Raw genomic sequence first — 22,099 nt, 5'->3', positions numbered from 1 at the left:
TACATGAATAATTCGGTAAGCTTTTCCTCTTTATTAATTTTTCTTCATTGTCCAAACAGTAAGACCTGATAAATCATTATAAGTGTTTTTTCTAAAGGAGCTGATTCCATAGGCAACGATCATGAATGTGCCATTGACCATAGCGCCTACCCAATAACTATGTATGGGGATGGTAATTGAATCGGGCAAAACTTCAAGAACCCCAAGTCCAAGGTAGATATTTAAGGATACCGCGACACCTAAGGCAACGGTGGCAGAAAAACCATCAATACGTTTGGTGAAAAACCCCATTATAAACAGAGCCATAAGACATCCCCCAAATATGCTAGCGACCATCAAACTAATATCATTCATACTTTCTTTTTCCATAATGCTGAATACAATGGCTCCACTAATGACTATGATCGTTACCATACAGGCGATTATATGAGCCGATTTCAAGTAGAAGCTATCAGATTTCCCTTTGTTCAACCAAGGTTTCATCAAATCGATCACTGTTACTGTTGAGATCGAGTTTATGCCAGAATCCATCGTACTCATCCCGGCGGCAATAACAGCCGAAATAACTATCCCTGTAATTACAGGAGGAATCTCAGATAGTATAAAATAGGGAAGGATCTGGTCTGCTTCGAGGCTGTTTATTACTGTATTAGGAAATTCCTCATAGTACACGAAAAGAGCCGTGCCTATAAAAAAGAACATAATCCACATTGGAACCGCAATTGCTGAATACACTATGGTTGCTTTTTTGGCCTCGCGGGTAGATTTAGCCGATGCATAGCGTTGTACCATATTTTGATCCCCGGCATAGATGCCCAACCAATTGATAACCCCTAAAATTGCTACGGTGTAAAATGTACGTTTACCCAAATCGAAGTTCATTTCGCCCAAACTAAATTTATTATTGGCCGAACCGACCTCGAAAATCTGTCCTAACCCTCCGGGAAGATCCACGACCACCCATATACAACAAAGGATCCCTCCCACAATTAATATTATTGACTGTAAAACATCAGTCCAAATAACAGCTTCGAAACCTCCCATAATAGTATAAATCCCTATGAAGATTCCTGTTCCTATTATTACTAAGCTGATGGGAGCTCCTGTTAAAAATTGAATGACCAGCGACACTAAAAATAAAATCTGAGCCATTCTTATGAGTTGTAGGATAATAAAACTTACCGTGCCATAGATTCTAGGGACCTTGCCATATCTGTCCCCTAAGTACTCAAAGGCAGAAATGAGTTTTCCTCGGCGAAAAAAAGGGATAAATATTAAAACGGCAAGTACGGTAATAAAAGGTACCGCTAAACTTATGGTTAGCTGTCGCCAATCCAATATGTAGGCCGCAGCGGGAAGGGCCAAAAAAGTAGCTGAACTAACAATTGTTCCAAGCATAGAAAGCCCTAAAACCCATCCTGAGAAGGATCTGCTTCCTAAAAAATAATCCTCTGTGGTCTTGTTTCTTTTTGAAAAATAAATACCAACCCCCAGGAGCCCCAGTAGATAGACGAGAATCGTAATAATATCGGCGGTTCGTATAGAGACGTCCATTAATTAGTTGTTTTGGCCCTGCAGCTGTGTCGTAGAATGTTTGAAGTAAGAAACAAGAAGGAGGTGTTTTAGTGTATTCATTCTATTGTTTTGGATCGTAACCTGACATATTTAATTTTTCCAAATCTGTAATTTTTATTTTTAGGACTTCTATTTTTTGTTTGGTTCCAGAAAAGGCAATCAAAATATATCCTTCGTGTTCAATTACATTGGGGTAATCTATTTGCCGCCCGCCCATTAAGTAGCCCATTTTTGTAAATACCATGCCATCATCGCTAATGGACAGGGCAATCGGATCTCGTTTTGTTGGGTGGGGGTTGGAAACCAGTATGTACTTTCCATTGCTCAATCTCAAACCATGAAATTTGGATCTTGCATCGGGAAAATTAGTTTGAATAGGTTTCGACCAAGTACGGCCGTTATCTGTAGAAAATGCCCTATATAAATATCCGCTTTGCCGATTATCGCGAAACAGCGCCATGAGACTTTTTTCATCCGGGAGAACCCACCAATAGGGCTCTTCTGCGGCTAATTCACTAGTCGTGCCCAAAACTGGAAAAACTTTCCAACTATCTTTTCCGTCGATCCCACCAACCATAAAGTCCACTCCTTTTACTTTGTAGTCATGGGATCTTCTTGACATCATCCATTCTCCCGAAGGAATTTTTTTTGGAGGGAAGTTATTTATAGCATCATCCATAATTAGACCATCATCTTTCCACATTTGGGTAGTCTCATCCCATTTAAAAGCCCTTAATTCAAGGCTTGGTCCAAAAAATCCTGCTGCCTCATCTGAAGCCGCCAACGCCAGAAGTTCTCCGTTATATAGCCAAAAACCTCTTGCAATCCAGCGCATTCCTTTAGGGTTTCTAGTATTATAAAATTCTGATGTAGGGCTTGAGTTCGATAGATACGGAGTCATTATTTTAGGCTCGGTCCATTCGATTCCGTCTGGACTTGTGGCATATTTTACCACTTGCCCCACTCGGTCCTCCACACCTGGGCCCTCACTCCACATTAGCCAAAATTTATTCGCATGGAATATCAAATAACTATGCTGATTTACACCTCCTTTAAAGGTTTTACCTGAAAAGATATATTCTGCGCTATTGCCTTCCTCCTGTACATTGCTCACAACCACATGTTCATAAGGAATCTTGGGAAGATCACTAAAATTAATATCATGTGGATTTTGAACCCAGTCTCCCTGCAACATTAAATTTGAAGTTGGATTAGTACTTGGGTCGGGATAATTTTGCTGACTTTTACAGCCCAAACCAATGACCAAAAACAGACTAATGACCATTATAGATTTAGATCTCTCTTGATAAGAGATGAATAGATTTTGTATTCTGTTTTTCATTTTTGATGGTGTTTATTTATAAAATATTTTGATATTGCCTCTCCTAGTGCAATAGCCTCCGCCCTATAACCGGATTGTGTACTTAAGGGAGTGCCCATATTCACCTCCAAGGTCAAGGAAACAACATTGTCCGTTGTATTTTCATTTACCCATTTAACCGCGTTTTCCTTGCCTTTTATTTCTACACGCTCACTGAAATAAAATTGGGTCATAGACTGTGTCAACTTATTCATTTCATTGATTGGCCTTGCATCCAAGCTTTGGAAAAAATTCAACCTATTTTGTCGTTGTTTTGCACTGGACAAATCCTTTGCTAAAGGCACAATAAAGTAGGGGTGGCTAGAATTTCCCGGACCATGAAAATCAATGAATAAATCCATTTTTCCATTTTTGGCCCATTGCGCTAGTTGTAACTTAGATTCGGTCATTTCAGGCCAGAATGATGATTCCTTGTCCCATCCACGGTTATGGTCGTGTGGTTTCTGATTCTTTCCTGTTCTACCTTCCACAACAGAATCGACATCTACAATGGGCAAAATAAATATTTGTGAAATACTCCTTAATGCTTTGGCCTCTGTGCCATTGGACATTAACCAGCACATAAGTTCATGCAAGACCCAACTACTTCCCGATTCAAAGGCATGTGCTCTGGCCTGCAGCCAAATGCCATACTTAAAATCTGAATCAGGCCCTGTATTTTTGAGTAGAAATGCGCTGACCTGTCTTCCTTTTTTTGTTTTGCAAAAATCTAGAGTTTTGATGTCCGGATAAGTCTTTACCTTTTCGGCCAGAATAGCGTTAATGTGCTCGGGCGTATAAGGCAAATCATAGGAAAACCATGTTTTTTCCCCTCTAATGATATGTTTAACAACAATAAAGTCTTTGTCGTCTATACTTTTTATTTCCCCAGCATTGGTAAGTCCCCAATTTTTCTGGTCATAACTAAAAAACAATTGATTATTTGCCCCTGCCCCCAATTCCAACTCAAGAATAATTTCATCTTTAAGGTTAATTCCCGCTACCATAAAATGCCACCAGATTTTGCTCCAACCCCCCTCACCTTCATCATGAGCGCTAATTCGGATAATGTTCAACTCTTCATCCTGGATAGTAACTTTTCCACCACCGTTGACAAAATTGGTTGAAACGAATATTTTCTGATTAAAACTTGGACTTATACCAAATGATTTCACCGGAATTAAGCTTGGAAATAGCGTGACGGAAGCTGAAATGAAACCAGTTTTCACTATGAAATTTCGTCTACTTACTTTAGTGCTGGACATATATTTAATGTTAGAGGGCTATTAAAATCATTGTAACACCTTAGTTAGGTTCTTACATTAGATTGCTTTAACGATTAAGCTATATTAATTAATATATTTAAAAACAGCAACTTTATTTGACATTAATTTAATTTTTGCGCGGTTATATTGATTAATAAATAGGAAAACACCTTTTAAAATAGATAATTGACAAGGTTGATTTTCATGGTAGATGGTTATTTAAATTTTGACCCCTTGCTGTAAAGAGTAAAGAACATTGTTGAAAGTTTTAATTTTCGGCCCTAAAATCGAGCCATAATTTAATAGGATAATTTTCATCACCTGGACGTCCCGAATAAAAACCTTTTTGACTCTTTGGACCGAGCTTACTGGGCTCCTTGAATTTGGTTCCTATGGCTGGAATTTCATATAAGAAGGAAAGATTGCCCATTGGAAATAGGGGGGATACCTTACTTGAAGCATGCTCCGGTTCTTTTGGCCGAAAGAGTTGAAAATATAAATTTGGGGTTTCAGAAATAATGGTAAACGGGGTTTCCGTAGTTTTAAGTCGCGCCCAATACAAATTACCGTGATATCCTTTAAATTCTGGGTAAATCAAATTATTAAAAGTTTCTCCAGTAACCGTATTATTGTACTGTTTTTCCCACACCCCAAAATTACTACCCTTGATCCTATTCCTCCATACCCTATAAGGTCCTCTGCCCATCCACCTTACCCCAATACATTTATCTTCGGGATAATCGAATGAAATGCCTATATAATCAATACCTTCCATCTTTTTTTGAAGCGGACTTGCTTCTATTTGCAATAGGCCGGTTCTGTGAAATTTCCAGATTATACGTTCGGGATAGTTATCGCCTAAAATTTCGAATCGGAAGTTTCCATCTTCGTCTTTTCCCCATTTTGTATCTGTAATTTGAGCAGTGCTCCCAGCTGGAACTGCTCCTCCGGTAATTGAGATTTCTCCCTTACTATTTTTAACGGAATGAAGGGTGCCATCCTTTTTGTTAAATACAATTTGAACTCCATTAGCGGAGGCACTTATTGTTCCATCCAGTTCTTTTATGCTTATTTCTTTGGCGGTATTGGAAATAAGCCGCAATAGTTCTGTGGCCTTTTTATCGGGCTGTACAATAGGCCAGCTCCATGTATATAGTTCTTTTCCATTGTGGTCTTTGGCGGTAAATTCAAATATATCGGCATCTTGAAGGGCTTTGCGACAGTCTAGTTTTATTTTTGAGGCGGTACCTGGTGCAGTGTCCGGGCCTAAAATATGACCCGTGCCAACTATTTGTTTTTCATTACTTCCTATTTCTGTTTTTAAAGTTTTCCAATTAAATGAACATTGACTTAAATTGGTATAAATAAATTTATTATTTAAAATCAGGGTTCCGTTCCACTCCTTGTTAATGGTGACAGGTGAAATTTGAACTGGGGACCAGACCTCCTTTATGGTATAAAAACTGGCTTCTTTTTCACGATGGGGCCCTAGAATTCCGTCAGGAGCATGGTGGCCGTCACCATCTAATACATGGCCAGGTTTATCGGTTCGTAAAACGGCCTCGTCTGAAAATGCCCATAGAAACCCACCCGCAAACAGTGGACTAGTTTGATAGTTACGCCAATATTCATCTAGCCCGGCACCTAGCCCCCATCATAAAGACCATGTAATAGCTCAGTGGCCATAAAGGGATCGATGCCGGAAACTAACCTTCCAGTAGCATAATTATATTCGGGATAATGACTGGTATCTACTCCGTTACGCAGTAACCATGGATAAATTACTGGGCGTTTTTGGATATCCCAATAGTGGATCCATTTTTCATTGGCAAAATTCCAGCCTCCCTCGTTGCCATGGGCCCAAATTATCACACTGGGGTGATTTTCATCTTTTAATACAACTTCTTTTATCATTTTAGGACCTACAAGGGTATCGTAACCATCCTGCCAACCGGTAACTTCATTCAATACAAAAATGCCAAGGGAATCGCACAATTCAAGGAAACGCTTGTCGGGAACATAATGTGACATACGCACTGCATTCATATTCATCTCTTTCATTAGTCTAATGTCCTCGAGGTGATTTTCCTCACTCAGACTGCGTCCTGTTTCGGGCCAGAAGGAGTGTCGATTGACGCCTTTGAAGATTACTTTTTCTTCATTTATATAAAATCCATCATGTTGGCGAAGTTCTATTGTACGAAAACCAATCCGTTTTGTAACTTCATGTAAAACCGAATTTTCATGCTTTAATTCAAAGGTAATGTCGTACAAAGTGGGCCATTCGGGATTCCAGGATTTAATGTTGTTAAACTTCGTCGAAAAAATTTCTTCTGAGTTGCCTTTCTTTAAATAGCCTAAATGTTCTGTATGGATTTTATTGCCTTTTAAATCATAAAGATGGACTGTGACCGAATAGTTCAATTTAGGGTTGTTGACCGCAATTAGAACCTTCAAGGCCCCATCCGCTTTAGCGTCTATAGCCGCACGGGTTACATGGATTTTAGGAAGTATCTCTAGAAAAACTGGACGGTAAATACCTCCGAAAATCCAAAAATCGGCCTGTCTTTCGGCACGGTTTATCGATTCGTTTTCGGATTGTTTGGCTACATCAACTTCCAATAAGTTGGTCTGGCCATATTTTAATAATTTGCTGATGTCATATTTAAACCTGGTAAAACCTCCCTGATGTGTTGTTCCTGCAGACTTTCCGTTTATCTTAACCTTGGTGTCGGTCATGGAGCCATCAAAAACAATATTGATAGTTTTGCCTTTCCAATTTTCGGGAACAGTAAATGTATGTTTGTACAGCCCGTGTTCCAAGCCCAATTTCTTATCCTTGTTTTTCCAATCGTGCCCATAGTTGTAAGTGCCAAAACCTTGCAATTCCCAATTGGAAGGAACAGCTATTTTAGACCATTTTTTACTATTTTGGCCATCCGTGCAATAGAAATCCCACTCAACGGTATTGGCAGCGTCGGTGCCAGAAAGATGTACCACCTTTGTTTTCTGGGGATATAATTGTACGGAAAACCCAAGGGCTATTAATAAATAAAGTATTTTCTTGGATATCATGTCTTATTATAGATAGATGGTTTTTGACTTTTAAGGGGCTGCCCTTTACAAATTCTTTGTTTGTTGCTCTTTTGATGAATACTGTTTTACCGGCTAAAACTGCTTGGAATCTATTTTTGATCAGGAGTTGGATTGCAGAAGTTATCCAACTCCTAAAGCTCTAAAATATTGAGGACTAGCGTTTAAAATATTTATATTTTGCGGGTTGCTGTTTTCCTGTTGTGGTCATGGTAGTAGTTATTTCGTGATTAGGTCTTTCCCAATAGTATAAGACCCCAGTTTCCGTTCCTACCAATAGGTCGGGAACACCGTCGTTGTTAAAGTCGGACACTACTGGCCCATCGGTATGGCCCATAAGTGTTTTGGAGACCACCCGTCCCATGTATTGCAGAACCATTTTGCCGTCTTTCGTTCCCATGTTTTTCATCCAATCCACAGCAGGTTTAGAGGAAAAGACAAGATCTTCTAAGCCATCGCCATCCCAATCGGCAAATGTTATTTTTAACCTGCCATGGCTGGAACCGCTTAATTGATTTAATAAAATAGGGTTTCCATCGGGGAAGACGAAATTACGCATAGGATGTCCCAATTTTAGGGAACCCCCTTCCTTAATTCTAGGATAAACAACGAGATATCCTTCATAATCTAGCATGACCAAATCGTTAAGTCCATCCTGGTTTACATCCATTATGAACGGAGAAGTCCGCCAAGGTGCAAGTAATTCCTTTCCTACGGAGACTCCAGGTGTCCATGCCGGTTTTTGTGATTCTCCTTCCCACTCTACCTCAATAGGTTTTGGTTTGCAAAGTTTTGGTGCTTTCCGACTTCCAATGTTTTTTAACCACACGATATTTCCGTTGTGGTCGTTCACTAGAATATCCGCTAACCCATCACCGTCCCAATCGCCTACATCAATGGTGGTATAGCCCCAATGCGGTTCTTCGGTATTGGGTAGTGCCTCGGTCGGGATTATCCTTATAGGAACTCCTGCCACTTCTAAGGGTTTAGGGGCATCCCATTTAGGGAGGTATCCTCCCAAATTTTTGATAAAGCAAATATCACCAGCTCCATTACCACTTATAATATCTTGGAGTCCATCCCCATCCCAGTCATAAACACGGGGCGTGGCCAAAGCACCTACGTCCACGAACTTGGCTTCTTGTTGCAAGAACCTAGGCGGCAGGAATTCTGGGATTCCATCCACTATTTTACCTGTATTTTTCAAAAAGGAGACCTTTCCGTCTTCGTCACCTGCCAAGATATCCACGAAACCGTCCTGATTTAAATCTACTGCACGTAATCTAGTAGCATTTCCATATAGTGAATACAATTGTATTGGTTCATCTTTATATTTTAAGAGTTGCCCTTCTTGATAACTATATTTTTTTGAATTCCCCTTATTTTTAAAGTATATTATAGTTGAAAAATCACTTATAGCAATGTAGTCCAGATCCCCGTCATGATCGTAATCTGCCAAAGGGACTTCCAAATAGAGATGATGTCCTATGGGTTCCCCAGATGCTGTTAGCACTTTTTGGGGTGCCTCATATTGAGGGGATTCATTACTGCCATTGTTTCTAAAAAAAAGTAGGTAATCTCCATACTTTGAGGACAGGCCACACATTAAATCATAAATTGAATCATCGTCAAAGTCGATTAATTTCCAGGTATTATATTTGGTGTCCTGTATATGCCCTGTGGCTGGTATTTGTAATGTTACGCGTTTCCAAAATACATTTTCGGGAACATCGGCATACATCAATAATTGATCATTTGTTTTGTCTGGAGTTAAAACATGATACTGCCCATCAACTTCGGATACTTCAAAACATTTTCCATCATACCCTAGTCGAAATCTTTCTGTGGAAACCCGTTCTCCATATCTAAAAATTGGCATATCCACATTTCCGCTAATGTTTTCGTAATAGAACACCCCAGATTCCACATAGCTTCCTGATTGGGATACGAGTAGATCTAAATCCCCATCCCCATCAAAATCCATGGGCATTGGTACCGATTTAAACCCCACATCGAGATCTACCAATAAACCCGGATTGTTGAATTCGAGCTTTTGTATTCCATTGTTATTGTTAGAAGATACGGGCTTATTACTGGGGTCAGTACTACATGACACTAGGGAAGAAATAATTACAGTTCCAATAATAACGCTTTTTTTAGAAAACATTTTATACGAGTTTAACAGAGATATATAAATTTCAGAAATAGCTAGACAACTCCTTTTTTGATAATGTCACGTTTCTCAGTCATAATGAATTAACCTATTTGAAAAAACATAGTAAGGCAGGTATGCCATACTTCAATACATCATGACAATCCTTAAAATATTGGGCTGATTATAACCGAATTGTAATTTAACCAACTTAATGTCTTAACCCTTTTCCCGAAAATCCACCCTTCGCGCATTTCTGATAAATTCCCTTAGTGTACATAGATCATGGCCCATTTCTGAAATAAATATTTCTTACATTATGGTTGGTATCCTCAATACAAAAATCAATTGTAGGTTGCTTTACAATTCCTCCAATTCTGGAATCTTTATTTTCAACACTTCTATTTTTGGTTTAGCATCCTCTGAAGTGGCAATCTATAAATATCCATTGTGCTCCAAGACATGGAGGTATTCTTCGGTTTTATCTTTATTAAATCCTGAGAATAAAAAGGGAATAACCAACATATAAACTATGATAACAACCGACTGCAATTTTATAAACTCTTTCATTTTTTTGCTCATCTGTTGGTTATTTTAACCTTGTCCACTATAAATTCTTAGTGCTCTGTTCATTTGACCGATCACTATTTTACTGCCTACAATTGCTTTGGGTCTATTACCACATGTTTTACGGACTGTCTTACGTACGTATAGGTGATATGAACCAACCCATCGGCGGTCTGAATAATAGCCGGGTAGGAATATCCTGATTCTGCTGGGACATTTTCCAAGGTCATTACGGGTTTCCAACTAATGCCGTCATCGGATATGGCCAGATTAATCATATTTCTACCCTTAGGTTCTTCTCCCTCTCTTGTGGTGTGATTATATATTAACAACTGCCTTCCATCTTCTAAGGTCACAGCGTCCGTGCCAGAATTTGGGTTGGGAAGTTCGGTAGCGGTCATTTTACTCCAGGTCTGGCCTTGGTCATCGGACCAGCTTTGGGAGATTACATTTTGTCTTGTTCTACACAATACCTGCATTTTACCATTTGGATAGGTGAGAATGCTAGGTTGGATGGCATCAAATTCCTTTCCGTCATTTATAGGGCCTACAACCTCCCAAGTTTTTCCATTGTCTTTGCTTATTTCAAAGTGCACCATCCAATCTACATCGCCATCTTCCAATTTATATTCGGCACTAGTGGGTGAGATTATGGTTCCGTCGGCCAATTGGATGGGTTTGTTTTTGATGGGCCCCAGTAGGTGACCAATTTTTTCGTCAGAGCCCATTTTTTCCGGTTTGGACCAAGTTTTTCCACCATCCGGAGAAGTCATTACCATTCCCCACCATGTTCTAGGGTCAGGCCCCACCTTATAAAACAACATAAGAGGCCCTTCAGCAGGCTGAAAAAGAACAGGGTTCCAGGTTGGATAGCGGAGGGTGTCACTTTGTACTCCATTGACTACTTCTACCGGCCATGTCCATTTCCCATCCTCCATTCTTGATACCCAAATACCAACATCGGGATTTTTCTCATGGGTACCTGCAAAAAAAGCACTCACAAGACCAGTTGGGGTTTCCGCTATGGTAGAGGCGTGGCATTCCGGGGTAGGTTTGTTGTCTAAAGGGTAGATTAATTCCCCACTAAGGTAAGCACCTTGCCCTGGTTGGGATAATGGAGGTAAAGTGAAATTACCTGTAATGTCATTGCTGCTTTTGGTTTCTTCGGTTACGCTGTTTTTCTCCACTTTATTCTTACAGGAGATAATCATTAGAACCAAAACTGGAAGGAAATAAATTATACGTTTCATAATAGTTTGTTATTTTACTTATTTGGTGATTATTGAATGAAAATTTATCAGGTTATACGTTTTATAATAATGCTCCTTAATATGCTGGAGGATCCCAAATGGTAGCAGCAATATATCTTTCCGGACCAGTTTCCTTATCCATATAATAATATAGGGCTACTATTTTACCGTCCGCTCGTTGCACAACTCTTGGATAGCCAAGATCTTTTCCGGAACCGTCATTACGAAGCACATAATCCTTGCTCCATGTCCGTCCATTGTCCTTACTAATCTTTGCCCTGATTTCACTTTTGTCTCGGTTGTTTTTGATATCTTGCTCCAAGGCCCTGTAACCATAGATCAGACATATTCTTCCATCTTTCATTTTTACCATGGCAGGAGGATTGCCATCTCCACAGCTTTCCACTGGATTGGGCAAGGGGTTCCAGGTTAACCCATTGTCTTTGGACAGGAAGGCATCTATAAATCGGCCTGATTCTTCCCTTCTGCGTGTGGTTACCAATATTTCTTTGTCGGATAACCTCACGGAAGCCGGCATGATGGAAAATCCCACTGGTTCGGGCCCGATCCAAGAAACGAAGTCCCAGTTTTTACCGCCATCCATTGTTTTTACACATAGTACACGACCTTCTTTTCCGTTGGCTTTGGCAGCGGTAAGAAATAGCATACACTCATTTTCACCATCAATAATATAGTCGGTCCGTGCGCCAATCCCAGGCGTATTAAAATTAGGCAAGTTAAACGGGCCTTGCCAATCATGGCCCCTGTCATAGGAATACCAAATGCGCGATTCGGCACCGTGGTGGTCCGTCATACGCACCGTAAATGCCAGATTGGGGTTCTTAAAGTTGATACGATTAGCGGGAACTGGTTTAGGAGCTTGTACGTCTTTTCTTATAACCCCATGGTAGCTTCCATTATCGGGAACCACGAGATCCCCATCTACTGCTCCAGGGTCCTCTACAGCCCAATGCTCTCCGCCATCAAGACTGCGGGCCAACACATGAAGCTCCGGTTTTTCTTTGTCAAAATTATGACGGCCGGGTCCTAAGTCCTTGTAGTGACCTTTTGAGAAACCTACTAAAATCTCATTGCCCCAATTCCATACCCCATGGTTTGCTGGCCAGCCACCAAACATGCCCGGTTCGTAATATACTTTTACATGTTTAACATTTTCCTGTGGTAGCTGTCCATAGAAATTTGTTGTACAGAAAATGTACAAAAGTGTTATGACCAAGGTGAATTTAATTTTCTTCATGTTTTTAATAATATGGTATGGTCACGATTTTTAAATTCATAAAATGAGGTTGTCCTAGCTGACATATTAATTGGGTATCTTGTTAATAGATCGGTCCGTAATTCTCACATGCCCTATAATCTGCGGCTTCTTGATCCATTCCAAAAGAAGCCCAATCCTTGGGTCTAAATATTCTTTCGGGTTCCACATTATGCATATTTACTGGGATCCTTAACATGGAACAAAGGGTTATTATTTCATCACCAAAATGGCCATAGCTGAAAGCTCCATGGTTGGCCCCCCAATTGTTCATAACACTATAAACATCCTTAAAAGCTTGATCATTGTTTAATTTAGGAGCGAACCAAGTAGTAGGCCAGGTAGGATTGGTCCTCTCATCCAATGTTTTATGTACTTCTTCAGGAAGTGCTACCGTCCATCCTTCTACAATTTGCATAACAGGCCCCAGTCCTTTAACCACATTAATCCTGCACATGGTTACCGGCATTTCGCCTTTAGTGACAAAATGGGAAGAGTATCCTCCTCCTCCAAAATATTCGTACATCGCCGGAGGCCAGTCTGTAGCTTCCAAGCATTTTTCAGCTTCTTGTTCCGATATTTCCCAGTAGGGCTTCATGGCTGGTTTCCCATTTTTTTCCTGTTGTCCCGTGCCGTCTAGTGTTGAAGAACCCGAATTAATTAAGTGGATTATTCCATTGGCCGCTTTACCCTGTAGCTTATGACCAGTAACTCTTTCTATGGAAGTCGGACTCCAAAAGGTTCTTACATCGGAAAACATTTGTGCCTGATTGGTCAATAGATAACCAAATAGCATGGAGATGCCATTAAGGCTGTCATTTTCGGTAGCCATCATATAAGGAGGACGAATTCCGCTCCAATCAAAAGAAGAATTTAGGATGGCTTCCATAAAGTCGCCATTGGGCATATAATCGTTCCATTGTCTTTGACCTTGGAATCCTGCTGCAATGGCACCGTGTCCTAAGGCTTCCTCTCCAAAGCCTAACGCGGCCAATTTTGGATTGCCAATCATTAAATCTCGCGAAATCAAGGTCATTTTAACCACGGTCTCCCATTCTTCATCCATGCGTTCCCTTGATTTTTGTAAGTCTTTGGCATTGTAATTTTTACCTTCCTCACAATGCTCTTTGGTCCATTTTAAGGCTTTTTTAAATTCTTCCGGATCAAATATGTTGTGCTGTAACCTTCGGTTTACTTCGCTCATATCCACATATTCGTTTCGCATCCCCAAATAATTCTGAAAAAAGTCTTCACTAATTATAGAACCCGCAATCCCCATGGAAACAGAACCTATGGATAGGTACGATTTACCGTTCATCATGGCCACTGCAAGTCCGGCTTTAGTGAATTTCAATAACAACTTTTGCACATCTTCTGGAATGTTTTCATCATCGCTATCCTGTACCTCCTTGCCATAGATGCTAAAAGCTGGGACTCCTTTTTGGGCATGTCCGGCCAAAGCCGCCGCTAAGTAAACGGCTCCTGGTCTTTCTGTGCCGTTAAATCCCCATATGGCTTTTGGGCGTGTGGGATTCATATCTATGGTTTCCGTTCCGTAACACCAGCATGAGGTGACTGTTATAGATAGTCCAACGCCCTCTCTAAGGAATTTTTCCTCACATTTTTGTGCTTCAGGTACCCGACCAATGGTGGTGTCGGCAATAACACATTCTACATTTGTCCCATTATAGTTCTTTAGGTTAGCGGAAAGAAAGTCGGCTACCCTTTGTGCCATGGCCATGGTGGTCTGCTCCAAGGACTCTCTAATACCACCTAAACGGGCATCGATTACGGGTCTAATTCCTACTTTTGGTATAGCTCCTAAATGGTTGTGGTTGTTTTTCATCACTTATTTTTTTCGGTTTCTAATTTGTGTTTTTTAATGGATTTAACACTGGTCAGGTTATCGCCTTAGGCTTCCTGTAATTCTTGAGCTTCTATATAATCTGCCAATGTTGAGTATTGTGCATACAGGTTTTTATATTTTTCTACATTCTGGGATATAGGGTAGTATTCCTTTTGAAATCCGCTTCCCATAGCATCTTGGGCCTCCTTTATAGTTGAATGCATACCGGCGACTACGGCTGCCACCATAGCTGCACCTAGGGCACAGGTTTGTTCTGATTTTATAATCCTAATTGGAAAATCTAAGACATCCGCTAATATTTGCATCACGAATTCTGACTTTTGTGCCACGCCACCAATAGCAATAACACCGTCTATACGAACACCTTCGTTCTGGAATTGTTCAATTATTTTTTTCGATCCAAAGGCTGTTGCCTCTACTAGTGCCCTAAAAATATTAGGAGCCGTGGTGCCTAATGTTAACCCCTGAAGGGCTCCTTTTAGATTTTGGTTGGAATTTGGAGTTCTTCTACCGTTCATCCAATCCAATGCAATTATTCCAGATTCTTCTATTTCTATTTTACTTGCAGCCAAGGATAGTTGGGATAGCATCTCCTTTGCCATTTCCTGTAGTAATGCTGCTTTGGTGGCTTCGTCTAACAATTGGCTATTGGCAATTATTTTATTTGCGGGCCACATCAGAATATCTCTATACCAGGCATATAGATCGCCAAAGGCAGATTGGCCAGCTTCAAGACCTATCATATTGGGAAGGATAGATCCATCTACCTGACCACATATTCCGTGAATTGTTTTATTGCCAATTTCAGACTTGGGGGCTACAATCATATCACAGGTGGAGGTTCCAATAACTTTCACCATATGATAGGGTTCTATAGCCCCGCCAATAGCCCCTATATGGGCGTCTAAAGAGCCTACGCCAATCACCACGTCCTGGGGTAGGCCTAGCAGTTGCGACCATTCCGCTGAGATGGTTCCAGCAATATGGTCTGAAGTATAAGTGTCTGTATAAAGACGGTCCCTTAAACCGGATAATAAAGGGTCTAATTGTGTCCAAAATTCGTCTGCCGGTAGACCATTCCAGTCGGCATGCCACATGGCTTTATGTCCTGCTGTACATCTGCTCCTTTTTAGAGTTTCAAGATTAGTATTTCCAGTGAGTAGTGCGGGAATCCAGTCGCAATGTTCCATCCAAGAATATGCCGTTTCCCGCACATCTGTATCTATACGCAGGGTATGTAGGATCTTGGCCCAAAACCATTCTGAAGAATATTCTCCGCCACTGTATTTGGTATAATCGATGCTACTTCTGTTATGCGCCTGTTCGTTAATCTCTTTAGCTTCCCCTACGGCAGTATGATCTTTCCATAAGATAAACATGGCATTTGGATTTTCTTCAAAACTGGGGAGTAGCGCCAAGGGCACTCCTTCTTTATTGACTGCAACGGGTGTGGAGCCGGTACTGGCAACTGAAATTGCTGCTATGCCGTTTACTATTTCATCTGATAAGGTCGCGGTTACTTCTTTGATCGCCTGTTTTAAGCTCTCAATATGATCTAGGGGGTGTTGTCTAAATTGATTGTCTGAAGGATTGCAATACAACCCCTTGCCCCATCTTTCGTATTGGGCTATGGCATTGCCAACAATATGGCCATCACTGGAATCTACCACTATGGTCCTTACAGAATCTGTTCCAAAGTCGATTCCGATGGTGTATTTCCGATTCTTCATAAGCTGGTTTGTATAGAGGTTGACTTTAATTTAAACGTTTAAGCAAGCAATTTATGAAAAATATGTTCATTTTACATCAATTATATTACTTTTTTAGCATTTGAGGAAATTTGCTAAGAATACGATGGCTTTATGGGGTTAAAACTATGTTATCCCAATCGCGAACTGTAAATTGGCCTTAGATATCATTGGTTTGGCGAATTTTTAATAAACATTCCTCAAAGTATCGAGTTTTTTTATCAAATAAACTTTACTTTTGCAGCCGCGGATTTTAACAAGAATCTGCTAATGGCCTCATAGTTCAACGGATAGAATAGAAGTTTCCTAAACTTTAGATCCAAGTTCGATTCTTGGTGAGGTCACTAACCAAACGTGCGTAGCACGAAAAGCGCCAGCTTTGAATCGAAGCTTGTGCAGCGCGGAGTCGAAGTAATTCTTGGTGAGGTCACGAACCAAACGTGCGTAGCACGAAAAGCGCCAGCTTTGAATCGAAGCCTGTGCAGCGCGGAGTCGAAGTAATTCTTGGTGAGGTCACTAACCAAACGTGCGTAGCACGAAAAGCGCCAGCTTTGAATCGAAGCCTGTGCAGCGCGGAGCCGAAGTAATTCTTGGTGAGGTCACTTTTTAACTTATAAATCCGATCGTTTTATTATAAAACGATCGGATTTATAGTTTCTCAACTATTCTTTGATATCATATGATATTTAAAGGTTGACTGAACAGGGCTCCTGTTTCCCATCACTATGGGGATTGATTTTTAATGGTGGAGTTTTATTAGTGAATCTCGAAGACTTCACTGGTTCTTAAAATGATCAAAAATCTTTATCCCTTGTTGTTCAGGGTTCCTTTTTGATTGTTTACATGAAATAATTTTAGTTGTTTGGCCACAGTATTTCATATAATTTTTTGCCTAGATTAGTAATTTTAAAATAAATGGATAGTAAATTATTGCTATATCTGTACGTTATGCAACAGGAAAAAGCATTTCGGATAGATTGAAATAATGATTGAAATTAGTAACTTTGAGATTATGGATATAAATCTTCAAAATAAGAAAATCGAACTGATTCAGTGGCTTTCAACTCTGAACGATAAGTCCATGATTGACGAGCTGATGAAGCTGAGGGAAAAAGAAAGAACTGACTGGTGGAATGAGATTGAGTCCCATGAAAAGGAATCAATTGAGAAAGGGATACAAGATGCCGATGATGGAAAACTAACTTCTCACTCAACTGTAAAGAAAGTTTATGAGAAGTGGCTTTAAAATTGTTTGGGCAGATCACGCTTTATCCGAATTAAAAAAGACTATCGAATATTTGGAAACCAACTGGACCGAACGAGAGTTGAGAAATTTTTCCGCAAAACTTGACCACACCATTGAATTAATCTCTAAAACTCCTGAATTATTCCCTTCTTCAACAGAAAAATCAGGAATTCGAAAAGCTGTTGTTGAAAAATTCAACAATCTATATTATAGGGTCAATAATGAAAATGTTGAAATCATTTCATTGTTCTCAAATCGACAAAACCCTAAAAAGAAAAGAATATAATACCGTTGCATAAAATAGGCAATCGTTGCACATGCCATTAATACCTCTTGGATATACAACGATGTCGATGACATAGACACAATACAAATATATGTCGATTTTCCTATAATTTATCGACACCTTTGTAACTAATGATAAGGCTATATCGGAAAGTATCTAATTAAAATGGCATCAGCTGAAATATTAAGAAATCAACCTGCAGCTTTGATCTATCTTAATGCTTTAAGTCCTATTTTCCAATGGTGTTATTAGTTACTGTTTCTTATAAATGGCTATTCAGTATTACCCCGCTCTTTCTACTTTTTTTACTAATGGTTCCCATGGAAAACCAACCTTCTTTTCCATGAGACAGGGATTGGAGTTTTATCATGTAGTGATAATAACACAACTTTTCCCCACTTTTCCCGTTCCTAATAAACGTGTAACACCAATAAACATGAACCTACTAACATCTTTTATAGTCTACCTATTTGTTGCCGTACTCCTTGGTACATTGTTATTCTTCGTTGGGCAGGGTGGTTATAATTTATATGAAACCTACAATAGCCTTACTCATAACGATCGGTATCAATGGGAGCAAATTGAGGGAGATATTGTGGAAGTGGTCCTGAATAAGCGTCCTAATCCAAATCTGCCCGAAGAAACGGCTATGGTGTTCCCCTTAATGAAATGCATCATTAAATATTCTTATAGCCATAAAGGGGAAACTTTTACCAACGCATCTATAGGACTCAATAGCGAAAAGCACTATGACAGTTACTTTCACAGCAAGCTTTACTCAAAACTGGAAGATAAAAAGAAGGTGATGGTTTATTATAACCCCAATAATCCAGCACAATCTGCCCTTATTAAATACGATGTTGACCTAAGAAATATGGGTGAAGGAATTGCTATGTTGATCTTTCCTCTTTTACTTGGGTGTTGGATATTTATACATATGAGATACTCGGCGAATTACTTAACTGATAGAATAACTGTTGTAGCATGATAATTACTTTCCTTATCGGATTGGTCTTCAGTATATTTGGAATAGTCATAAAAATACTGGACCATAAGGCCAAAAGATGGCATAAAACAATTGGAACCATTAGCAAGGCTCAACTTGTGGAAAAGATATCTAAAGACTCTGATGGAAATCAGAAGATAAAATATACGGTAGACCTTGCCTATGACTACGAGTCGCCAGGAGGGGAACAAACCCTAGTAGGGGACAATCTTTTTCCTTACATGGGTACCTGGGGAACCAACAGCGAGGAGAAAAATAAAATCTTGGAAATATTAAAGGAAGGTACCCAGGTGAAGGTGTATTATAACCCGCATAAAACATCCCAGTCTTGCTTAATTGTTGGAGCAAATTATTCCATTAACTATGCTATTTCTTTCGGATTGGCCTTTCTCGGACTTGCCCTAGTGTTGTGGATTTATGAAAAAAGTGATAATTCACAATGGGTGCTGGACCAAATTTTGGTTAATTAAATCATACGTCAAAATAGAAATAGCGTAATGTTACAATTAGAAGTATAAGTAGTTTTTATTTTGAGCTTGAGCGAATTCTATCTTAGAATGTAGAATCCATCCCTCAGACGGGCCCGAGCAAACGAACTTTAGCTAAAATAAGTTTGGTGTTTAAAGGTAAGGTGCTAATTAAATGGCGGAGCTTTCCCTAGTACAAAGTAGTAAGTAGTTAGATTGGTTCGGTTCAAGCCTGTAGCATCTTAACTGTGAAACATTATTCCTTGGGAATATGAAGTAACGACCTGTGTCACGTTTTATATAATTATCTACTATCCATTTGAGCAGATCTGCGTTAGGTATATCGTTTTGTCTTCCTTATCCGCAGAGTACCGAACGGAAAATTTGAAGTGTGGAGCCAGTTGATGCGATAGTCTACGCGCCGTCTAGCTCCTCTAAGCCAAGGTTTATCGCACCTTAGTTTATCGGCACTGTTAGTTTCTTTTATTATACCCTTGTTTAAATGGTAGGAACAATGGTTACCTACTCTTTAATCCCATGCCTTATGGCAACTCTAGATTTTCTATGTGGAGCTTGGTGGTAGGAACCATTAAGATTTGCTACATTGGCCAATTATATAAAGTGAATTAACTATTGCCAAAGAGAATCTCTAGAATGAAAAAACACCTTTATTTAATTGCCTGTATCACTCTTGTGGTGGCATGTCAAAAGAATGCTACCACCGAAACCATAAAAGTGAATGAAGAAAAGCTGCTTTATAATTTAAAGGTAATCTCACACGATTCCATGCAAGGGAGATTCTTTGGAACTGAAGGGAATTACAAAACGCAACACTACATTGCAGAACAATTTGCGGCACTTGGAATAGCACCCGCATTTGCATCGGGAAGTATTCAAAATTTTCCATACACCTTTAAAGGAAAATTTAGACATAGAATTTATCCTGTTGCCAATCCTTCCCTAGACTATAGCAATGTGCCGGACACCACGGTAACCGGTGGGAATGTAGTCACTATGATTAAGGGTGAAAGTGAAAGGGCCATTGTAATAACCGCGCATTTAGACCATTTAGGGGTAAGGGATGGTGAGATTTTTAATGGAGCCGATGATGACGCGTCCGGAACTGCGGCATTACTGGCCATAGCCGATTATTTTAAAAACAGATCCCCAAAGCACACCATGATTTTTGCGGCGGTAGATGCCGAAGAGATCGGGTCTCTAGGGGCCGATTATCTACTCAATAATTTCCCGATTGCCATAGAGAACATTGCTCTCAATGTTAATATGGATATGATAGGGCGGAATGATTCCTTACAACTTTATGCTTCAGGACTGTACCATTACCCAAATTTAAAGCAGCCTTTGGATAAGGTAAAATCTACCAAAATACAGCTGTTATACGGTCATGATGATCCTAATGATGAGGCAAAGGCAGATTGGACGTTCTCTTCTGATCATCGTATATTTCATAAAAAACAGATTCCATTTATTTATTTTGGGGTAGAAGATCATAAGGATTATCACCAGCCTACCGATACCTACGAGCAGATAAGTAAAACATTTTATGTAAGTGCGGTGGAATTAATTATTGAGGCCATTGAAAAATATGACTCCTTTTTAATGGATGAAACCTAGACCTGTTTAGCTCAACCTGAAACCGTTTCTAAGGCTTTAGAAGAAGGGTGTACATGTTAGAAATGCATCGTGAAACCTTGTTCTAATGCTTTCTGGTGAAGTAGCGTTCATGCATTAATAATATTACTTTAAGTATGAAATTTCACTTAGATTTCCATGTCAATTCAGGATATAGGAATAGAAATTATATCTGTATGTTGACCATCATTAAAAATCAGGATTATGCAAAAAACTTCAATTTTTATTTTATCAATTTTTATCTCAGTTTTATTATTTTCATGTACCGGAGATTATGAGGAAGTTTCAGAACAGGAATTCATCAATAACATACTTCCAGAAGTTGATATAAATAATGTTACAATAAAAAACAACGAATTAATCCTCATATCCACAAATGATAACGAGAGGTATAGGATTAAAGGTAACCCACCGAATTCTTTAAATATCTTGATAAATAAAATACAGTCGGAAAATCAAAATTTTGGGGTGACCTATACTGATGAGCCAAATTATTTTGGTAGTATATTTTTACTAATTCCTATTCTCATGCCCTTTATAATCCTAGTGCATATTATATTGTTATGGGTAGCGCTTAGAAGAATTATTCAATCGACAGTAGCGCCTATGGAAAAATTGGTTTATACTATTATTTCAATATTTGTTCCACTTTTTGGCCCTATAATCTATTTAACTACCAAAAAGAATTAGATCATAATCACATTTAAGAAAGAGGCTGCTCCCCATCGGTAGCAGCCTCTTTCTATAAAGATCTGCAATATTAAGCAACCGTTTCCTTCTGGTTCAGTAACGTAATTTTACTTTCTACGCCTACACCGTTCACTAAATTGTCCAATATGGGGCAACGCGCTTCTACAGCTGCAATTAGTTCTTGTATCCTTTCAGGATTTTCGTCTGAATCGATTATAGTTTCAACCTCTATTTTCTGGTATCCGGGACGTACATTTTCGTCTATTCCAAGGAAACCGCGCCAGTCAATATTACCTTTGGTTTCTACCTTAACCCCATTTAGCTGTATACCCTTTAGCGCGGCTACGGCCTGATAAGTTATTACTTGGCATGCGCCTAGAGATCCCAGCAAATACTCAATGGGATTGGGGCCTACATTTGTGCCCGCTAAAGCTTCCGGCTCATCGGCGATAAACTGGAATCCCCTAGCGGTGTTTTTTACTCGGACATGCTCTTCCAATTCGGAAGTGACCCTAAAAACCCCTTTTGTTTTGCTTACATCCTTCTTGGATTCTTCAATAATACCTTGAAATGTACTTCTTACTAATTCTGACATGAT

Annotated in this window: 18 protein-coding genes and 1 tRNA gene; 7 read left to right on the top strand and 12 right to left on the bottom strand. The window is 39.6% G+C overall.

The features are described 5' to 3' along the window. Nucleotides 1–33: 33 nt before the first annotated feature. From KCTC52924_RS04930 to KCTC52924_RS04880, 11 genes are all read right to left on the bottom strand, one after another. Nucleotides 34–1,554 carry a sodium:solute symporter family transporter gene (locus KCTC52924_RS04930; RefSeq protein WP_251806890.1) on the bottom strand — a complete coding sequence of 507 codons (1,521 nt, stop codon included), beginning with the start codon at nucleotides 1,552–1,554 and terminating at the stop codon, nucleotides 34–36. A gap of 82 nt (nucleotides 1,555–1,636) precedes the next feature. Next, nucleotides 1,637–2,917, bottom strand: coding sequence for an exo-alpha-sialidase (locus KCTC52924_RS04925; protein WP_251806891.1), 1,281 nt, complete (start codon nucleotides 2,915–2,917; stop codon nucleotides 1,637–1,639). Beyond that, nucleotides 2,914–4,200: a M14 family zinc carboxypeptidase gene (locus KCTC52924_RS04920; RefSeq protein WP_251806892.1), complete on the bottom strand. Its 1,287-nt coding sequence runs from the start codon at nucleotides 4,198–4,200 to the stop codon at nucleotides 2,914–2,916. The genes KCTC52924_RS04925 and KCTC52924_RS04920 overlap by 4 nt, the downstream gene beginning before the upstream one ends. Nucleotides 4,201–4,468: 268 nt before the next feature. Beyond that, on the bottom strand, nucleotides 4,469–5,302 hold the full coding sequence (locus tag KCTC52924_RS04915) for a hypothetical protein (RefSeq protein ID WP_370671515.1): 834 nt from the start codon (nucleotides 5,300–5,302) through the stop codon (nucleotides 4,469–4,471). A 542-nt stretch (nucleotides 5,303–5,844) separates the two neighbouring features. Next, nucleotides 5,845–7,275, bottom strand: coding sequence for a glycoside hydrolase family 2 protein (locus tag KCTC52924_RS04910; RefSeq protein WP_370671514.1), 1,431 nt, complete (start codon nucleotides 7,273–7,275; stop codon nucleotides 5,845–5,847). A gap of 175 nt (nucleotides 7,276–7,450) precedes the next feature. Beyond that, complete coding sequence (locus KCTC52924_RS04905) at nucleotides 7,451–9,460, bottom strand: VCBS repeat-containing protein (RefSeq protein WP_251806894.1); 2,010 nt, start codon at nucleotides 9,458–9,460, stop codon at nucleotides 7,451–7,453. 420 nt (nucleotides 9,461–9,880) lie between these two features. Beyond that, complete coding sequence (locus KCTC52924_RS04900) at nucleotides 9,881–10,027, bottom strand: hypothetical protein (RefSeq protein ID WP_251806895.1); 147 nt, start codon at nucleotides 10,025–10,027, stop codon at nucleotides 9,881–9,883. A gap of 74 nt (nucleotides 10,028–10,101) precedes the next feature. Beyond that, nucleotides 10,102–11,262 (bottom strand): exo-alpha-sialidase, encoded by a 1,161-nt coding sequence (locus KCTC52924_RS04895; RefSeq protein ID WP_251806896.1) that lies wholly within the window; start codon nucleotides 11,260–11,262, stop codon nucleotides 10,102–10,104. 76 nt (nucleotides 11,263–11,338) lie between these two features. Beyond that, nucleotides 11,339–12,520 carry a sialidase family protein gene (locus KCTC52924_RS04890; protein ID WP_251806897.1) on the bottom strand — a complete coding sequence of 394 codons (1,182 nt, stop codon included), beginning with the start codon at nucleotides 12,518–12,520 and terminating at the stop codon, nucleotides 11,339–11,341. A gap of 82 nt (nucleotides 12,521–12,602) precedes the next feature. Next, nucleotides 12,603–14,384 (bottom strand): L-fucose isomerase, encoded by a 1,782-nt coding sequence (locus tag KCTC52924_RS04885; protein WP_251806898.1) that lies wholly within the window; start codon nucleotides 14,382–14,384, stop codon nucleotides 12,603–12,605. 65 nt (nucleotides 14,385–14,449) lie between these two features. Next, the gene (locus KCTC52924_RS04880; protein ID WP_251806899.1) at nucleotides 14,450–16,135 is read right to left on the bottom strand and encodes a ribulokinase; all 1,686 of its coding nucleotides are present in this window, start codon (nucleotides 16,133–16,135) and stop codon (nucleotides 14,450–14,452) included. A 290-nt stretch (nucleotides 16,136–16,425) separates the two neighbouring features. Between KCTC52924_RS04880 and KCTC52924_RS04875 the strand changes: the two genes are divergently transcribed. The 7 genes from KCTC52924_RS04875 (at nucleotide 16,426) to KCTC52924_RS04845 (ending at nucleotide 21,501) form a co-directional block, all read left to right on the top strand. Beyond that, a tRNA-Arg gene (locus KCTC52924_RS04875) sits at nucleotides 16,426–16,497 on the top strand. 641 nt (nucleotides 16,498–17,138) lie between these two features. Then, nucleotides 17,139–17,399 (top strand): hypothetical protein, encoded by a 261-nt coding sequence (locus KCTC52924_RS04870; protein WP_251806900.1) that lies wholly within the window; start codon nucleotides 17,139–17,141, stop codon nucleotides 17,397–17,399. Then, a complete protein-coding gene (locus KCTC52924_RS04865) occupies nucleotides 17,383–17,685 on the top strand; it encodes a type II toxin-antitoxin system RelE/ParE family toxin (RefSeq protein WP_251806901.1) in 303 nt (100 codons plus the stop codon). The genes KCTC52924_RS04870 and KCTC52924_RS04865 overlap by 17 nt, the downstream gene beginning before the upstream one ends. A 436-nt stretch (nucleotides 17,686–18,121) precedes the next feature. Next, the gene (locus tag KCTC52924_RS04860) at nucleotides 18,122–18,673 is read left to right on the top strand and encodes a DUF3592 domain-containing protein (protein ID WP_251806902.1); all 552 of its coding nucleotides are present in this window, start codon (nucleotides 18,122–18,124) and stop codon (nucleotides 18,671–18,673) included. Next, entirely contained in the window at nucleotides 18,670–19,161 is a 492-nt protein-coding gene (locus KCTC52924_RS04855; protein ID WP_251806903.1) for a DUF3592 domain-containing protein, read from the top strand. Before KCTC52924_RS04860 ends, KCTC52924_RS04855 begins: the two co-directional genes overlap by 4 nt. 651 nt (nucleotides 19,162–19,812) lie before the next feature. After that, a complete protein-coding gene (locus KCTC52924_RS04850) occupies nucleotides 19,813–20,793 on the top strand; it encodes a M20/M25/M40 family metallo-hydrolase (RefSeq protein ID WP_251806904.1) in 981 nt (326 codons plus the stop codon). A gap of 222 nt (nucleotides 20,794–21,015) precedes the next feature. Beyond that, a complete protein-coding gene (locus KCTC52924_RS04845; protein WP_251806905.1) occupies nucleotides 21,016–21,501 on the top strand; it encodes a PLD nuclease N-terminal domain-containing protein in 486 nt (161 codons plus the stop codon). Nucleotides 21,502–21,571: 70 nt separating this feature from the next. Here KCTC52924_RS04845 and KCTC52924_RS04840 read toward each other — a convergent pair whose 3' ends face one another. After that, nucleotides 21,572–22,096: an OsmC family protein gene (locus KCTC52924_RS04840; RefSeq protein WP_251806906.1), complete on the bottom strand. Its 525-nt coding sequence runs from the start codon at nucleotides 22,094–22,096 to the stop codon at nucleotides 21,572–21,574. Nucleotides 22,097–22,099: the final 3 nt, after the last annotated feature.

This window comes from Arenibacter antarcticus (assembly GCF_041320605.1).
Taxonomy (GTDB): Bacteria; Bacteroidota; Bacteroidia; order Flavobacteriales; family Flavobacteriaceae; genus Arenibacter; species Arenibacter antarcticus.
The sequence above is the reverse complement of the archived record's forward strand: the minus strand, read 5'-3'. Positions and strand labels throughout refer to the sequence as shown.

Bases quoted from the DNA above. Each gene is read 5' to 3' on its own strand.
- KCTC52924_RS04880 (WP_251806899.1), bottom strand. From the start codon at position 16,135: ATGAAGAATCGGAAATACACCATCGGAATCGACTTTGGAACAGATTCT.
- KCTC52924_RS04855 (WP_251806903.1), top strand. From the start codon at position 18,670: ATGATAATTACTTTCCTTATCGGATTGGTCTTCAGTATATTTGGAATA.
- KCTC52924_RS04850 (WP_251806904.1), top strand. From the start codon at position 19,813: ATGAAAAAACACCTTTATTTAATTGCCTGTATCACTCTTGTGGTGGCA.
- KCTC52924_RS04865 (WP_251806901.1), top strand. From the start codon at position 17,383: ATGAGAAGTGGCTTTAAAATTGTTTGGGCAGATCACGCTTTATCCGAA.
- KCTC52924_RS04905 (WP_251806894.1), bottom strand. From the start codon at position 9,460: ATGTTTTCTAAAAAAAGCGTTATTATTGGAACTGTAATTATTTCTTCC.
- KCTC52924_RS04860 (WP_251806902.1), top strand. From the start codon at position 18,122: ATGAACCTACTAACATCTTTTATAGTCTACCTATTTGTTGCCGTACTC.
- KCTC52924_RS04920 (WP_251806892.1), bottom strand. From the start codon at position 4,200: ATGTCCAGCACTAAAGTAAGTAGACGAAATTTCATAGTGAAAACTGGT.
- KCTC52924_RS04845 (WP_251806905.1), top strand. From the start codon at position 21,016: ATGCAAAAAACTTCAATTTTTATTTTATCAATTTTTATCTCAGTTTTA.
- KCTC52924_RS04840 (WP_251806906.1), bottom strand. From the start codon at position 22,096: ATGTCAGAATTAGTAAGAAGTACATTTCAAGGTATTATTGAAGAATCC.
- KCTC52924_RS04900 (WP_251806895.1), bottom strand. From the start codon at position 10,027: ATGAGCAAAAAAATGAAAGAGTTTATAAAATTGCAGTCGGTTGTTATC.
- KCTC52924_RS04930 (WP_251806890.1), bottom strand. From the start codon at position 1,554: ATGGACGTCTCTATACGAACCGCCGATATTATTACGATTCTCGTCTAT.
- KCTC52924_RS04870 (WP_251806900.1), top strand. From the start codon at position 17,139: ATGATTGAAATTAGTAACTTTGAGATTATGGATATAAATCTTCAAAAT.
- KCTC52924_RS04925 (WP_251806891.1), bottom strand. From the start codon at position 2,917: ATGAAAAACAGAATACAAAATCTATTCATCTCTTATCAAGAGAGATCT.
- KCTC52924_RS04885 (WP_251806898.1), bottom strand. From the start codon at position 14,384: ATGAAAAACAACCACAACCATTTAGGAGCTATACCAAAAGTAGGAATT.
- KCTC52924_RS04895 (WP_251806896.1), bottom strand. From the start codon at position 11,262: ATGAAACGTATAATTTATTTCCTTCCAGTTTTGGTTCTAATGATTATC.
- KCTC52924_RS04910 (WP_370671514.1), bottom strand. From the start codon at position 7,275: ATGATATCCAAGAAAATACTTTATTTATTAATAGCCCTTGGGTTTTCC.
- KCTC52924_RS04890 (WP_251806897.1), bottom strand. From the start codon at position 12,520: ATGAAGAAAATTAAATTCACCTTGGTCATAACACTTTTGTACATTTTC.